Source organism: Phytobacter cepae, assembly GCF_054165735.1.
The window spans coordinates 1,203,509-1,220,971 of record NZ_CM135107.1 but is presented as its reverse complement, the minus strand read 5'-3'; the positions used below and the strand labels follow the sequence as shown (position 1 = coordinate 1,220,971).

General features: G+C 56.7%; 4 protein-coding genes and 1 other RNA gene. 1 reads left to right on the top strand and 4 read right to left on the bottom strand.

What is annotated here, in order from left to right; all coding sequences use genetic code 11:
• The 3 genes from ACUY4Q_RS05720 to ACUY4Q_RS05710 all read right to left on the bottom strand — a co-directional run bounded on the left by ACUY4Q_RS05720 (position 1) and on the right by ACUY4Q_RS05710 (position 15,919).
• Positions 1 to 2,133, bottom strand: a complete 2,133-nt coding sequence (locus ACUY4Q_RS05720) for a type I secretion system permease/ATPase (protein ID WP_437433211.1) — start codon at positions 2,131 to 2,133, stop codon at positions 1 to 3.
• Between the two features lie 23 nt (positions 2,134 to 2,156).
• Positions 2,157 to 3,503, bottom strand: a complete 1,347-nt coding sequence (locus ACUY4Q_RS05715; RefSeq protein WP_458046109.1) for a TolC family outer membrane protein — start codon at positions 3,501 to 3,503, stop codon at positions 2,157 to 2,159.
• A gap of 68 nt (positions 3,504 to 3,571) precedes the next feature.
• Positions 3,572 to 15,919: an Ig-like domain-containing protein gene (locus ACUY4Q_RS05710; RefSeq protein WP_458046108.1), complete on the bottom strand. Its 12,348-nt coding sequence runs from the start codon at positions 15,917 to 15,919 to the stop codon at positions 3,572 to 3,574.
• Positions 15,920 to 16,495: 576 nt separating this feature from the next.
• Here ACUY4Q_RS05710 and ssrA point away from each other — a divergent pair.
• Positions 16,496 to 16,858, top strand: a transfer-messenger RNA (tmRNA) gene (gene ssrA, locus ACUY4Q_RS05705).
• 125 nt (positions 16,859 to 16,983) lie between these two features.
• Here the strand turns inward: ssrA and ACUY4Q_RS05700 are convergent.
• Positions 16,984 to 17,373, bottom strand: a complete 390-nt coding sequence (locus ACUY4Q_RS05700) for a VOC family protein (RefSeq protein WP_458046107.1) — start codon at positions 17,371 to 17,373, stop codon at positions 16,984 to 16,986.
• Positions 17,374 to 17,463 lie beyond the last annotated feature (90 nt).

The window sequence follows — 17,463 nt, the reverse complement described above, 5'->3', positions numbered from 1 at the left end:
TCAGGCGACCGACGCCACGTTGCTGTTACGCGCTGCCTGTTGCAGCAGTGAATCCCGTGGCCCGTCTGCCACCACCTTGCCGTTCTCCATCACCACGATACGATCCACCAGATTCAGCAGCGCAGGGCGGTGGGTGACCAGCACCAGCGTGCGTCCGGTGAGCCACTGCTGAAGCTGGCGAATCACCCAGCTTTCCAGTTGCTCATCCATCGAGGCCGTCGGTTCATCCAGCAGGACGATTTGCGGATTACGTACAATCAAGCGGCTTAACAACACCATCTGGCGCTGACCGCCGGAGAGCCCTCGCCCCCCTTCATTGATAAGACGATCGAGACTGGCCGCATCCTGTTGGATCATGCCAATCGCCCCGCTGATCCGTAACGCCTGAATAAGCTCAGCTTCAGTGGCGTGCGGATGACCCAGCATCAGGTTCTGGCGCAACGTGCCAAAAAATAGCCGTGAATCCTGAGACAGATAGCCCACCTGGCGGCGGACATCGACAGGATCGATATGCGCCATGTCGACGCCATCAATAATAATTTTCCCCTTACTGGCCTGCGCCTGACCGGAGAGTAATTTCAGCAACGTGGATTTGCCCGCGCCGGTTTTCCCCAGAATAGCCACCCGTTCACCCGGTTTAATTTCCAGTTCACCGAGTTGCAGCGCCTGGTCACCTTTTTCCACATCGTAACTGTATTGCACCTGCTGCACCTGGTAATGACCCGCCAACACCGGGCAGTGGGCCATCTTTTTATCGGCTTCCTTATCCAATGGTTTCTTTAGCAGATCGTTCAGGCCAGTCATCGCCATTTTGGCGTGCTGCCAGCGCGAGAACACCATGGTGAGCTGCATCAATGGGGCAATGGTACGCGATGAGAGCAAACTACAGGCCACCAGCGTACCGGTGGTGATGGCGCCATCCAGCACCAGGAAGGTTCCATAGACCAACATGCCTGCGTAAGTGATTTGCTGCACGGTAGAGGCCCAGCCACTCAACCGTGCTCCCCAGACGCGCTGCTTCATGCCAATGTTCGCCCCCACCGAATGGGTATGCTCCCACTGGCGCTGGAAATAGGGTTCCGCCTGCAGAGCTTTAATGTCCTCTACCCCTTCGATGGACTCCACCAGCACCGCATTACGGATCGCACTCTCACGCATCCCCTCTTTGGCGAGCTTTGCCATCGGCCACTGCACCAGCAGGCCCGGGATCACGATCAGTGGAATGGCTATCAAGGGGATAATGACCAGCGGCCCGCCTACCAGCGCCATAATGGCGAGGAACAACAGCACGAAGGGGATATCCATTGCCGCCCCCACGGTGGTGGAGGTCAGTAGCTCACGCACCTGATCGATTTCACGCAGTTGGGAGATAAAGGAGCCGGTGGATTTAGGCCGCGCGTCATTTTTAATGGCCAGCGCCCGGGCGAAGAACAACGACGACACTTTCAGATCGATGTGCTTACCCATGATGTCCGAAACATGGGTACGGGCCAGACGGATGAAAAACTCAAACGCCGCCGCCAGCAGCACACCAAAAAACAGGACCCACAGGGTGGGGAAAGATTGCGCAGGGATTACGCGGTCGTAGACCTGCATGGAGAAGAGGATCCCGCCCAGTGCCAGCACGTTACTGGTGACTGACGCGAGGGCGATTTCCGAGAGCTTACGCCCGGTATGACGAAAGTGACGCCAGAACCAGTGTGCTTCCCAGGGACGGGTAAAATCGTCCACCCGTGAATCCCGCCCACGCGCAGCAATGCCGAGCATCACGGCTTCCGGTTTCACCCGGGTGAGGAGCGTCTCCAGCGGCTCTTCCCGCACCAGGTCGCCGCCGTTGCTGAGCCAGTAACTGGCAAGCCCGTCGGCATCCAATGCTTCAATCAACAACAGCTCACCTGTCTCAAGCTGTAAGATGACGGGCAGATTATGTGCGCTCCAGCGCAGCTTCTCCACCGGGAGCAAACGCACCTGTAGCCCCATCAATCCACTGAGTCGCTCCAGGCGGCCGCTTAAAGGAAGTGTTTCAAACCATCGCATTTGTTGACGAACAGCGGGGGCATCCGCGGGCAGGCCAAAGCGCCCCGCCGCACGGACCATCACGTTAATCCAGCTTTCGGTATCCGGCTCTTGCATGACATCTCCTGCGCGGTAAGCGCTTAAAGTGTGGGCAGGTCATCACCCACGGTACGACTGCGCTCAATGCCCAGCATATCGAGTAAATTGTCGGCGGCCCCCGCATAGCGGACGGCGGCGTCCCAGGCGTCGTAGCGGGCGACAATCGCCGAACTTTCAGCCTGGAAAATATCTTGTTCAATACTGAGAAGATCATTGAGGCTGCGCTTACTCAGACGGTACTCGTCCCGGTAGACACCCCGGGCGCGGTTGGCGCTACGCATTTGCGCTTCCCCCGCCTCCTGGCGTTGCTGTGCGCCGGTCAAATCGGCCCAGGCCGTTGCCGCACGCTGGTTAATATCCAGCTTGCTGGCTTCCACCGCCGCCTGGGTACTGGCGCGATCGCCTTCTGCCGCATCTACCCGCGCACTCACAGCTCCCCCCTGGTAAATCGGCGCATCGACCACCAGTTGCACCTGATCGTCCCAGTAACTACTGTTCTCGTTTTCATAGCGTGTTCTGCCCGCCTGAACGGAGACCGTCGGCCAGTGCTGTGCCTGCGCCTGACGAATACGCTCTTGTGCCGCCAACTGCTTAGCCTGCGCGCTGCGTACCGCGTAGTTCTGCTCATAAGGGAGGGACTGGAGGGTGATCTTCTGCTGCATCAGGGAGTCAGGCAGATCGGGAAGTGAATCAGATACCACGCCGGTGAGCACGCTGAGCGCTGCCTGCGCGGTGCGCATTTGGGCTTCATAGGTTGCAAGCGTGGCATTCAACCCGGCAATGCGTGACTGGGCCTGAAGCCCGTCAGACTGCGAACTTAAGCCAGCGCCGGCACGCAGGTCAGCCATCTCCTGCACGCCCTGAAGCGACACAATATTATTGCGAGCCGCCTGGGCCAGTGCCTGGTAGCGCTTAACCTGCAAATAAGATTGCAGAGTCTGCATGCCCACTTCATTCAGGGTGTGGTAGAGATCGTACCGATACGCATCGGACAAATTATGCTGCTCATCGATACTGCCGCCGGTTTTGCCAAAATCATATAACAGCTGCTTTAGGGTCACGCCCCCGGAGCCGTTATTATTCAGCGAACCGGCAGAGTCCGTACGGTGCGATCGCCCGACATTCCCCTGGAGAGAAACCTGAGGAAACCAGGCGCTTTGCGCCTCTTCCAGATTGGCCTTGCCGACGCGGATTTGTGCCGATGCCTGCGCAATTTTGGGGTTACGCGCGAAGGCACGCAGGATCGCCTCTTTGATGGTCAGTTGCGCCTGAAGCTGTTCGCTCGGCGCCGCCTGCCAACGGTACTGCGGTTGTGTTTCTCCATAGACGGGGAGCGCACTTATCCCCGGCACCACCAATAGCAACAAACTCATGACCTTCTTTTTCATGTTCCACCTTTGGGTTGCCCGTGGTGATATTTTGCTGTTCAGGCCTCGTCCCTGAGGCCACTGCCTTTTTACACCATATTGACGTGCAGGCCGTGCTGAATCAGGACATCGCCGAGGGTATTGGTCTGCGAGCTGTTGTGATAAACGTCGAACTGCACGCCATCCACATCTCGCTGACCGCTGACCGCCCAGACATCGTTACTACCATGCTTGAGAGTAACCTGATCACCCGTCGTCCCCTTGATGACCAGATCGTCTTCAGGTTTATCCGTCATCGTTAAGGCTTCGTGGACATCCAGCGTCACGCTATTGGTCCCGGACTTACCGAGATCGATAATTTCGATATGCTGTACCTTCGTCGAGGCCTCAATCAGATTGAGGATGATGTTTGCGCCATCCAGTACCAGGGTATCGGTTCCTGCGCCACCGTCGATCAGCGCAAAGCCCAGCGTTGAAAGATGAATGGTGTCATTACCCGTATTACCCAGAACACTGTCACCACTGAGCTGAGTGCCGTCCGCGTAATCAATAGTGACGCCGCCAATGGTGTACTCTTCCGTTGTGGTGGTACTTTCACTGCTGGTTGTTGTGGTTGTGGTTGTGGCCGCCGCCGTGGTGCTGGCCGCGTGCGCCGTTGAGGTATCAGAACTGTCCGTCGAGGCATGTGAGTCCGACGATTCCACCGCGCTGGCTGCCAGGATAGAGAAACTGGCCGCCTCAGCAGACAAGGTGGAAGCTGGTGGGTTGGTGTTGGCATTACCGCCACCTAAGCCCACGTTCAGATACGCCATGTTGCCTGCTGTATCCGATGCCGAGAGATGCACCACCGTCGAGAGCGACAGGATTTTCAGCAGATCAACACCCAGTAAAACCTGAGTTGACCAGCTGCCATCCGCGGCCGTTTTCGCGGTTGCCGTCACGGTGTTCAACAAGTTGAGATAAACAGTCGATCCTGCTTCAAGATTAGCCGAAGTCCCGGAAAGCGTGAGCAATTTTGGTGAAAGTAACGAACCGACCAGACTTAATAGCCCGGTCAGACTGAGCGGCGTCAGCGCCAGCGTCGGCTGAGTAAATTTGACGCCTATATCCGTTTCGGTCGCCGTGGTATTGCCGACACGGTCGGTGACCGCAACACCAATCTTCGCCGAACCGCTGGTCAGGCTTTGCAGGATGTTGGTACTCACCGCCGTTGACCATGTTCCATCGGCAGCAACGGTCGCATTAAGCTGCACGCCACCCACCGTGACGACCACCTTCGCCCCGCTCGCCACCCCATTGATTTTGCCGGTAATAAGCTGGCCAGAGGCCGCTTCAGCAATGTTGAGCAGTCCATCACCAAACAGCGGGTTCAGGGTGACGGTCGGCAGCGCATGGGAGATGACATCCAGGATACCGCTGGTCGTTGCGACATTTCCGGCGGCATTGGTCACCGAAACGCTGACGGTCGGCTGACCATCCGCTATCTGGCCGAGATCGGCTTTCGGCACCGTCACACTCCAGCTTCCGTCTGCGGCAACGGTCGCGTTGTAGCTTTTTGCGCCCAGCGATACGGTTAACAGCGATCCCACGGCATTCACGCTGATACCCGAAATTTTCTGGTCGATACTCAGATCCGCAACGCTCAAGCCGCCGTCGCCAAACAGCGAGGTGATCGCCACGGTTGGCGCAGCCTGAATCGCCACACTGGCGGACTGGCTGGTGGAGGCAACGTTACCGGCTACGTCTCTTGCCGTGGCGCTGACCTGCAGAATATTGGTTCCGTCCTGCAAACCTTGCAGCGAAAGGGCGGGTATCGGCAATTGCCAGGCACCGTTTGCTCCCACTGTGGCGGTCAGGGTGAGCGGCCCGACTCTGACATCAATCAGCGTTCCCACCGCCAGATTGGTACTGGTTCCCGACAGTATCGGGTTGGTCAGCAGATCGGACAGGTCGAGGATCCCGTTACCAAACAGCGTGCCCAGGCCAATGGTCGGCACCGCCTGCACGATGGTGTTCACCACCTGGCTGCCGGTCACTACGTTACCCACGGCATCCGTTACACTGGCGGTCACCTTCAGCGAACCGTCTGCAATAGAGGCCAGCGCCCCGGCTGAAAGCTGGAGTGACCAGGTCCCATTGTTGATGGTCGCCTGGTACGGCGTCGTCCCGACGGTAACGTTGACCGTGCCGCTGGTCAGGCCCGTCACCGTCCCGGAGATGGTTTGTGCAAGCCCGGTTTCCGCTTTGTTCAGCCAGCCATCATTGCCAAACAGTGAGGTGACGGCGACCGTCGGCAGGTTGCTCAAGCCAATGGTCACGTTCGCACTGGCGGACGTGGTCGAGGTATTGCCATCCGGGGTGGTGACTTTTACCTGTGGCGTGAAGGTTCCATCCACAAGGCCAGCAAGACCCGACGGTGTCAGATTAATGGTGAAGGTGCCGTTTGCCGCTACGAGGCCGGTAAATACTTTCGCGCCAATCTGCACTTCAACGGTAGACCCCAGCGGTGCGTTGTTCACCACACCCGTAATGGTCTGATTAACCAGTGAATCCGCTACGTTCAGCAAGCCATCGCCAAAGGCCACCACATTACTGATAACAGGCGCCAGTAGATCAAGTTTGATCTGTCCGGTCTGCGACGCCGGGTTACCGTACTGGTCAGTGGCCGTCACGGTCACCGCAAGATTCCCGCTGCCCAGCGCCTGCAACGCACCGGTAATGGCGCTTAAATCCAGCGCCCACTTGCCGGTTCCGTCAACATTGGTGGTGAAGGCCTGAATATTCCCTATCTGGACGGTCAGCGTGCGTCCGGCAAGACCGGTGGTGGTGCCGCCAATCAGGGCATTCGCCAGCTCAGGAATGCTCAGCGTGCCATCGGTAAAGAGCGGGCTGAGAGTAATGCTCGGCAGAACGTTACTGGCCACGGTAATACTGGCATTGGTATTGACCACGTTGCCATATTTGTCCGTGACGGCAATGCCCACCGACGCCTGACCATCCGGCAGCGTGCTCAAAATAGACGACGGTAAGGTCGCGACCCAGCGCCCCGTGCCATCTCCAAGCGACGTGACGGCGGCAGTCACCGCACGGCCACCGAAGTTAACCACCACGCTCGTGATATCAGCCAGATTACTGACCGTCCCGGAAATGACCTGATCAACCGTGCTCTCCGCACGGTTAATCACGTTGTCTACCGCGGCCAGCACATTGCCTACCACCGGCAAATCACTCAGTGCCAGGTTGAAATCGATGGTTTCGTACTTGGTATTCCCGTTGGCATCGACCACCTTCACTTCCGCAGTCAGGGTCTGATTGATCAGACCTTGCCAGATGGACGGCGGTAACTGGAAGGAATATGAGCCATCTGCTCCCACCAGCAGATCGTTAATCGTCAGGTTCGCGCCGGCGATGTTCAGCGAGACTTTCGCGCCGCGATAATCCCCGTTCACCCGCCCGGTCAGCGTTTGCGTGACCAGTGACTCCGCGACGTTCAGGATGCCATCATTAAAGACCTGATCGATCAGGACACCCAGCCCTTTGTTGAGGGCAACGTTAAGGGAGACCTTGTTGGTCGAGACGTTACCGGCGCTATCCGTTGAGGTGACGCTGACCACCTGTGCGCCATCGGTGAGGCTGTTCAGGTTGAGTTCCGGGAAGCGATAGTTCCAGTTCCCGTTCTGATCGACCGTGGTGGTCCAGCTTAGCGGTCCCAGGGTGATGGTGACCGAGTTACCGACTTCCCCCTGCCCCTGCACCAACAAGCCGCCCACCGCATTGACCGTTGTGAGTACAGCCGGGACGCTGAGCGCATCTACCGTCAGCAGTGGCGCGGCAGTATCAATGGTGAACGTTTGTTGCTGCGTCGCCGCGTTGCCTGCCGCGTCGCTGATGGTGGCGTTAATGGTGTAAGACGCGCCGTTCAGCGCTGCCATATCGGCCTGCGGCACCTGAACCGTCCAGCTTCCACCGGTAACCAGCCCATAGTAGGTTTTGCCATTCAGCGTCACGGTCACCAGGCTACCGTTTTGATCCGAGGTGCCGGTAATGGTCTGCGCCACGGCTTTCTCGTCACTGTTAATCACGTTATCACCCGTGAACTGCGCCAGAGTCAGCGCCGGTGGAATGCGATCAACGGTAAAGGTCTGTGAAGCCACCGGCGTACCAGGCTGGCTGACGCTCGCCGCCGTGATGATGTAGGTGCCATCAGGGATAAGTCCCTGAGGCAGGTTGTACGTCCAGTTACCGTTACTGTCCACGACCACGGTATCAAGTACCGTAGCAGCCCCACCCAACGGCGTCAGGGAGACGGTAATCTGCTGGCCTGCCAGATTGGCAGAAGTGTGTCCGCTAATGGGCACATTACCGTTAACAATTTCCGTTGCGTTCACCAGGTTGTTACCGGTGACCTGATCAAGAATGACCGCATAAGTCGGTGGCGTCAGGTCGATAGTCAGCGGAGTCACGTTGGTGGCGCTACCGGTATTATTGGCTTTATCGATCCCCTGCACGGTAATGGCACCCGCCTGCAGCGTTGCCATATCCGCTGGCGAAAGCTGCAATGACCAACTGCCGTTGGCCTGCACCGTCGCGTCGCGCACCAGCGGTCCGTTAGAAGACGCGAAGGTCACCCGAACAATATCGCCGGTTTGCAGATTGGTGGATGTGCCGCCGATGGTCTGCGAGGTCTCGCTTTCCAGATAGGTCAGTTGCCCATCGCCGGCAAACTGGGTCGTTACGGTAACCGTCGGTTGCGTCAGAATAATATTGACTGCCGTAGTGGCGGTGTTGCTGTTGAGCGCCCCATCCGTCACCGTGACGGCGATGGTCTGCTGCCCCCGGTCAGGGATCTGCGCCCATTCGGCAGCGGTCAAATCCAGCGTCCACGTATTACCGCTCACATTCGCGGCGAAAGTCTGACTGCCGATTTTGACATTCACCGTCGCCCCGGCCGGGTATGACGAGTTAAAGGTCCCGCTCAGCGAGGTGGCACCTTGTGACTCAGCAAGATTCACATAGCCGTCGGTAAAGACCGGAGTGGTGATGGCCACGGTCGGTGGGGTAAAGGCCAGAGTAAAGTCTTCAGTATGGGTGCCGGTGTTACCGTACTGATCTTCAGCGGTAATGATGATCGCATGAGGTGCCGCAGGATCCAGCGACTGCAACGAGCCCGCAGGCAGATTCACCGTCCAGGTGCCATTGGCGACGGTGGCAGTGTAAATCACGCCGCCCACATCAATTTGTACGGTCACATACTCGTTACCCGCCACGCCCGACCCGGTAGACCCTGTCAGCGTTAGCGGACCCGCAGCTTCACTGATATTAAGGATGTTATCGGTGAAGAGGTTGGTCGCCGTCGGTTCTGGCAGGTCGGTGTGGATACCTACGGTCGTCGCTAAGGTTGGGCTGGTGTTGCCCGCACGATCCTGAATGGTGACGGTCAGGGCCGGTGTGTCCCCTTCCGCGAGTCCCGTGAAGGCGGCCTGCGGGATGGTCACCGACCACTCTCCTGTGCTCTGCACCGTTTGGGTATAAGGCACACCGTTAAAGACCACGGTCACCGTCTGCCCTGCCGTTGCCACACCGGTGTTGCCGCTGATCACCTGGTCGGTAGCCGCTTCGGCGTTGTTCAGCGCACCATCCACAAACGGTGTGTTAAAGGTCGCCACCGGCAGACTATGGATCTGCACTTCAAAACTGCTCTGCCCGGTAATCTGGTTGCCCGCTTTATCAATCACGGTGACGTTGACCGTCGTCGTGCCGTCCGGCAGGGCGGCCAGCGCAGCAGGTGAAAGCGGTAACGTCCAGGTGCCATCAACGGGATTAATAACCGCCTGTACCGCCGTACCGTTATTCAGGGTCACCATCACTCTGTCGACGTTGGCCACCGGCGTGTTCAGCGCGCCGGTGAGGGTTTGCGCGACGCCCGATTCCGCCACATTCAGGAAGCCATCGGTAAATGGTGTGGCAAGCGCTGGCGCCGTCAACGGATCGGTCAGCACGGTTATTGTGTTGGCTGGGGATGAGGTGGATGAGTTACCCGCACGGTCACCCACGGTCACCGTCACGGTATGGGTACCATCGGTCAGATTCTGAAGCAGAGAGGTGTCCAGCACCACCGACCAGTTTCCGTTCACGTCCACGGTGCCGAAAACGTCCTGGTTACCGTCAAAGGTGATTTTCACCGTTTGCCCAGGCCCTGACTGACCGGTGGAGCCCGTCAGTTGGGCAGTGGCACCCGCTTCCGCCTGACCGACAAAATTGTCGCCAAACAGAATCCCCGGCAAGGTTGCCGTCGGTTGCGCCAGTACCACATCCAGAACCGTAGTGGCAGTAGCCGGGTTGTTCCATACATCGGCTGCGCTGACGGTCACCGCCAGTTGTCCACTGGTTGTGAGCTGGTTAGGGGGAATCCCCACCGTCCAGACGCCGTCAGTCACACTGCCGGTGAAGGTTTGTGTACCAATGGTCAGAGTGACAACCGTGCCATTGGCAAGCCCCGTTGCGTTCCCGCTAATGATGGCGGTATCGCCCGCTTCCGCCCGACTCACGATGTTGTCGTTGTACATCGCATTCAGCGTCAGGGTGGGTGCGGCGGCAGGATCGGTGTGGACGTCAACACTGATGATTCTCTCACTGCGGTTGCCCTGGGCATCGGTGGAATGGAAGACCAGATCGACCGGCCCTTGCTCCAGCGCTTGCAGCTCTGCAGCCGGGATCGTCATGCTCCAGGTCCCGTTATTGCCTACGGACGTGACAATGGTTTTACCGTTAATGTCCAGAATGACCGTTTGACCTGAGAGCCCCGTCCCGGTAACCGTTCTGTCGAGGCTGGCTTCGGCAATGTTAATAATTTCATCGGCAAGGATCGTGCCTGCCACCGTCACCGTCAGCCCCGGCCCGGTCGTATCCACCGAGACATTGTGGGAAGCATTGGCAATATTCTGTGCGGCATCCTGCGCCGTTGCGGTTATCGCATAGGCTGGATTAACAAGGGTCGAATCAGAGAGCGCCTGCACATCGGCCTGCGGTACCGTCACTTTCCAGTTGCCATTACCATCAACGGTTGCCGTGTAGGTTTTGGCATTGAAGGTCAGGGTAATGACGGTACCGGCCGCCAGTCGGGTTGACGTACCGGTGATATCCAGCGCCGCGTTATGCTCCTGGGCGTTAATCACGTCATCCTGGGCGACAGTATTAATCGTCAGGGCCGGCTGTGACGCAGCGTGGGTGACAAAATTCACGCTCTGGCTGCTGGTTGCTACGTTCCCGGCAAAATCGGTCACGCTAACTGAAATGACCTGTGCCCCATCCGGTACGGCGGCGACTTCATTCTGCGGAATACTCACTGACCAGACGCCGTTCAGAACGGTAGCCGTGTAGTTTTGTCCGTTCAGCGTAATGGTCACGGTCTGGTTATTTTCAACACGGGTCGTGGTGCCGCTGATCGTCAGCGCGGTCAGGGATTCCTGCGCATTCACGTAGTTGTCACTGGAGACGGTGTTGACCGTTATCCGTGGCGCACTCGCCGGAGAAGCATCCAGTATGAAGCTGGTATTGATGGTATTGCTGTTGCCTGCCGCATCCGTAATTGAAGCCTGAACCGCGACCGGCCCATCCGGCACACCGGCGAGCGCCCCCGCAGGCAGGGTGATGCTCCAGGTGCCATTGGGTTGCAGAGTCGCATCATAGTTCTGACCATTAACCAGCACTTTGACCGTCTGCGCGTGCAGCGGATCGTATGTCCCGGTGCCGGAAATACTCAATGCCCCTGCCGCTTCTACCGTGTTAACGATGTTGTCGCTGGTGACGGCGTTCATACTCAGATTAGGCGTCTGAGTATCTACTGACAGTGGGGTCGTTACCGTATTCTGGTTGCCCGCCGCATCGGTCACGGTGACCGTTATGGTGTGATTACCCTGGGTAAGCGCGCCAAGCTGGGTGGACGTGACAGGTGCGCTCCAGTTACCGTTCGCATCAACCGTGGCGGTAATCGGTGTGCCGGAATCGAGAGTCACGGTGACCGTCTGCCCAGCGCCTTTGCTGCCGGTAACACCGCTTAATACGCCCCCCGCCGCCGCTTCAGCGGCGTTCACGATGCCATCCGTAAACGGCGTGTTGACTACCGGCTGCGGCAACTGGTGAGTAATGATAGTGAACGACCGCTCCGCGGAAACGGGCAGATTATCAACATCACGAGCCGAGACGGTCAGCGTCGCGGTACCATCCGCAATCGCCGCTGCGTCAGCCTGCGATATCGTCAACTGCCAGTTGCCGCTGCTGTTAATCTGGGTGGTGTACTGTTTGCCATTCAGGGTGACGGTGACGGTTGCCCCCTCTGCGAGACGTGCGGAGATGCCACTGATGGTCAGGCCATCCTGAATATCTGCTGCGCTGATCTTGTCATCAGACTCAACCGGACTGATAGCGATCGCGCTGGCGTTAGTGTTGACGCTAAAATTGACGCTCTGGGTTGGCGAAGCATTGCCCGCAGTGTCCGTCACCGTGACAGAAACCGGATAGTTGCCGTTCGTCAGCCCCGCCAGATCGCTTGCGCTTACCGGAACCGACCAGCTACCGTCAGCCGCCACCACCCCCGTTAATGTTTGGCCATTAATAGTGACGCTGACTTGCGCGCCCGGGTCGGCCGGAACGGTTCTGCCGGTCAGGTTGAAGCCGCTGTTTAACTCGGCGATATCCAGTTGGTTGTCACGGGTCACAGGGTCCACGACCACGTTAGGGGCTGTGGTATCAAGCGTCAGGGCATGGGACACCGTGGTGGTATTGCCTGCATTATCCGTCGCCGTCACGGTGATGGCGCTGGCGCCATTTGGCAACGCTGCCAGAGCCGTTCCCGGTATCGTTGCCTGCCATACCCCCGCATTGAGCGTGGCAGGATAATCGGTGCCATTGACGCGAACAGTGACACTGCTTGCATCGGCTGAGGCGTTAACACTTATCGTCTGTCCTGCCTGTACATCGGCACCATTCAGTACGTCAGTCCCGTTAATGGGCTGCACGGTGACGGTCGGCGGCACCTTATCAACGGTAAAGCTTACGTTGCCTGAAGACGGGTTACCTGCCACATCCCTGACCTCAACGCTGAGGGTACCCGGACCGGTTGTCAGGGTGCTCAGCGCACCGGAGGGGAGAGTGACAGACCAGGTGCCGTCAGTATTCACCACCCCGATGTACTGTTGACCATTCAGCGTGGCAACCACCGTCTGCCCAGGCCCGGTAACACCGGTTGTTCCGGTTAGCGTCTGGTTCTGGGTCGATTCCACCAGATTGACGATGCCATCGCCGAAGGGTTGGTTAATCACTACCTGCGGCAGCGTGTTGATGATGACCGTAAAATCATGGCTGTCAGTGACGGTGCCGTTGACGGTAACGGATGAAGCAGTAATGGTGTTGATACCATCAGAAAGCTGACCGAGATCGGCGGCAGGGATTGTGGTTTGCCATGCGCCGCCAGCCCCGACCGTGGCGGTATAGGTTTCGCTGCCGAGGGTGACCGTGATGGTTGCGCCTTCCGGCAACCCGGCACTGTTTCCGCGTACCACCAGATCGTTGCCGGATTCCGCCAGATTCAGGTAATCATCGGTGGCGACAATGCTGATCGCCACCGAATCGGTCGAGGTATCAATGTTAAAATTTTTCGTTTCGGTCTGCGTTTGCCCGTAAGCATCGGTGACGCTGACGGTATAAGAGGTTGTCCCCTGAGTCAGTTGTTGCAAGTCGATGGCCGGCAGGATGACCTTCCAGTTACCCGCCGCATCGACGACGCCGCTGTAGCTTTTGCCACCCAGGTTAACCGTAACGATGCTGCCCACTTCCGCGTTAGTGGTACCGCCAAGCGTTTGATCAACTTTGATCTCTGCCGCATTGAGGATGTTGTCCGAGGTTAAATTCAGCACATCCAGGGTCACTGCACTGGTTTTCACATCGAACGAATGGGAGACCGTTGTGGTATTGCCTGCCGCGTCCGTAAGAGACGCCGTATAGGTGTGATTCCCCCCGCCCAGCGCAACGAGGTCAGCAGAGGGAATGGTCACCTGCCAGTTACCGTCGTTGCCCACCACCCCGGTGTAGGTTTTACCATTAAGGGAGATAGTGACGATTTGCCCCTGCTCACTGACCGCACTGATGCCGCTGATGACCTGATCCTGGCTCAGTTCGCTGGGGTTCAGTTTGTCATCGCCGGTTAATGGCAGTACGGAAAGTGCCGGAGCAAGGGTATCGACCTGTGCTGAATCGCTAAGTGATGCGCTATTTCCCGCCGCGTCGCTGGCGCTCACTACGACAGGCAGGATACCGTCCGGGAACGTTTGCAGATCGGTGACCGGTACCGTGATTTTCCAGTTTCCGTCAGCATCCACCGTGGCCTGATAGGTTTTATTTCCCACCTGCACCGTGACTTTCTGCCCGCCGCCAGAGACGCCTGTATTACCGCTCAGTACCTGATCGACTGATTTTTCAGCGCTGTTCAGGTAGCCATCTCCAAAAGGCTCATTGATGGTCGGCTGTGGCAGATGGTTAATCTGGACATTGAGCGTGTGATTATCTTCAGCGGTTTGGGTTCCATCAGTGACCACAGCCGTGATGACGGTCGGGCCATCTTTCAGCAACAGTAAGTCAGCAGAAGGAATGGTGACGCTCCAGTAACCCGCATCATCAATGTTGGTGACCTGATATTCTTTGCCGTTAACGGTCACCGTAATGATCGCTCCGGCCCCCAGCACCGTGGTCACCCCACGTATTTCCAGTGGTTGTTCAGCTTCAGCCGCACTGAGGTAATCGTCGGTAGACAAGATAGCGATCGCTATACCCGCCTGGCTGGTATTCACCTCGACGTCAGCCGTTTTGGTCACCGTATTGCCGTCAATGTCATTGACACTGACGGTCAGGATATTGCTCCCTTGCCCCAGTGCCGCAAGATCGCCGGCCGGGATAATGGTTTTCCAGGACCCATCACCTGCCACTTCGGCGTAATAGGTTTTGCCATTGAGCGTGATGGTCACGATTTGCCCGGCAGGAATATTCACCGTGTGGCCGGAGACAGTTTGATTCAACAGCACTTCCGCAGCGTTAAGAACGTTATCGCTGGTGACCGGATCGATGGTTACCTCAGGAGTGGAGAAATTGGTGGTGACTGACTGTGTTTCCTGGGTCACGTTGCCAGCCAGATCCACCACGCGATAGGTGATTAAATAGCTTTCACCATCCTGAAGTAGCGCCATGTCTGCCTGCGGAATGGTCAGTTGCCATTGCCCGTTCGCGTCTACCGTGGTGGTGTAACTTTTGCCATTTAACGTGACCGTCACCTGGCTGCCTTCATCCGCAGTACTGGAATAGCCGCGGACCAGCTTATCGCCATCAATCAGCGCCTGATCGATAATGTTGCCCGACGCAAACTGCGTGAGCGTGAGCGCGGGGGGGATCGAATCGATAGAGAACTCCGTCGTTTCCGTCACCGTTCTGCCATCGAGCGTGGTAAGTGTAACGTCGACGGTATGAGCGCCCTGCTCAAGTTGGCCCAGCACCGACGGCGGCAGGAAGACCACCCAACTGCCATCGCTCTCAACCACCGTTGTCCAGGTATTGTTGCCAATACGTACCACTACCTGACTACCCGCATTGACAGCATCGGTGGAACCTGACAGCGCTTGCGACACCAGAATATCGTTCGCGTTGAGCATATTATCCGTGCCGATGACAGCCAGCCTCAGCAGCGGAAGCCCGGGTTCAGGATCGGTGCCGCCATTACCGGGATCTGTGCCGCCATTGCCAGGGTCGGTACCGCCATTGCCGGGGTCTGTGCCACCGTTACCGGGGTCCGTTCCGCCATTGCCAGGGTCCGTACCGCCATTACCGGGGTCTGTGCCACCATTGCCAGGGTCCGTACCGCCATTGCCTGGGTTTTCAGGGTTGGTGCCGCCGTTGTTGCTGTCGCTGCCCCCGCCACCACCACCGCCGCCGGATGCTGCAGCAATACCGACAATACCGCCCACAGCAGCAATACCACCCAACACCGCAAGGGCCGAAATGCCGCTCGTCCCAACCAGGGAGTCCAACGCGACATCCGCATAGGTGGGGACAATTGCCTCTGCCGCTGCCGGACCCGCGTCAGTCGCATACGGGAATACCGCGTGATGTGTACCGAGATTGTCTTCAAAAACTAACTGGCTATGCAGGCCATCGCTATCAAGCAAGAAGAAACTTTGATAACGCACAATAGAACCGTCCTTCATATGGACAATCAGGTCATTACCCTGACGCTCATAAAAATTAACCGTTTCTGGAGAAGCATTAATACGCACGATACTGGTTTCAGTGAGGTTAACGACGCGATCGCCACCTTGCGCATATTGAGCAACAACATCACCTGTTTTTTGGTTAATTACTTGCGTGGTTCCTGTAACGATGCTTTGCGTAGCCATATAATTCACCTCGAGTACCAGAGCAATAATTTGTGGCATCGCCAGCAAATATCAGAGCGTAGGGGTACCCGCACCGAGTTTTGGCTGGTGATATAAATAAGTTTTGCTATATGATTTTTGAGATTTATTTAAGTAATTGATTTTATATAGAATTATTCCTTTTACCGCGTTTAGCTTGTTTAATGACGTGTTAAATAAAGATATAATCAAGGTTCACAATTTAGGCAAACTCCTATTTCACAATTTGTTGTAAATGTTCTGAATACAGAATATATTAACAATATATCCTCACAATAATTAAGCTGCGCTTAAATGATTTTGTGAATTATTAATCAAGATTTAAATAGTTAAATATATTGCCGAATTAAAGCAGCGGTACATGATATATCAGCACGCATTAAATGTTGCACTCATATAAAAATCGAATTTTGTTAGGTGTAAATAAAATACAGCCAGCTTCTCTATACCGCCGTGGCGGGGTGCTCATACTTTAAGCAGTGGAAAATAATAAGAAAGTTCTCCCCATATGGACTGGCATGCCGCGGTAAAAAGCTGTTATACTGTCTAACACACTTAGGGGCTGATTCTGGATTCGACGGGATTTGCGAAACCCAAGGTGCATGCCGAGGGGCGGTTTGCCTCGTAAAAAGCCGCAAAAAAATAGTCGCAAACGACGAAAACTACGCTTTAGCAGCTTAATAACCTGCTAAGAGCCCTCTCTCCCTAGCCTCCGCTCTTAGGACGGGGATCAAGAGAGGTCAAACCCAAAAGAGATCGCGTGGATGTCCTGCCTGGGGCTGAAGCGTTAAAACTAATCAGGCTAGTCGGGTAGTGGCGTGTCTGTTCGCAGGTGCCCGGCGAATGTAAAGACAGACTAAGCATGTAGTACCAAGGATGTAGGAATTTCGGACGCGGGTTCAACTCCCGCCAGCTCCACCAAAATTCTTGGTTGATGGTCACCAGAGCCAGTCAACGAAGTCCTGAAAGCCCGCACGGCGCAAGCCTGGCGGGCTTTTTTGTGTCTGCATTAAAAATTAAGCTACTGATAAATAAATGAATCCCCCTCAAACCCGTTCATGGAAAACCGCTTCAATGTTGTACCCATCGGGGTCCAGCACAAAGGCGGCGTAGTAGCCGGGGTGATAATGGGGGCGATAGCCTGGCGCACCGTTGTCCTTCGCGCCCGCCTGCAGGGCGGCATGCCAGAACGCATCGACGTCCTCTTTGCTGCGAGCGCGAAAGGCCAAATGTACCCGGGGAGTATAAGGCGTACCCTGAGTTAACCAGAAGCCACCGCCGGGGTCTGCCCCCTCTTCCAGCGTGGCGGGGCCAAAGCCTGCGGCCTTGCCCGCAAACTCAAGCCGGACGGCATAGCCAAGGCTTTTTAGTGCACTGCTGTAGAATGTCTTACTGCTTTCTAAATCTGAAACGTAAAAACCCGTGTGGTCGATCATGTTCCTTTCCTCAATAAGAAAGCGCACAGGTATCAAACCACACGGGCTTACCGTGCGTTATTGATTTAGCGTAAGCCTGGGAGAGTTACC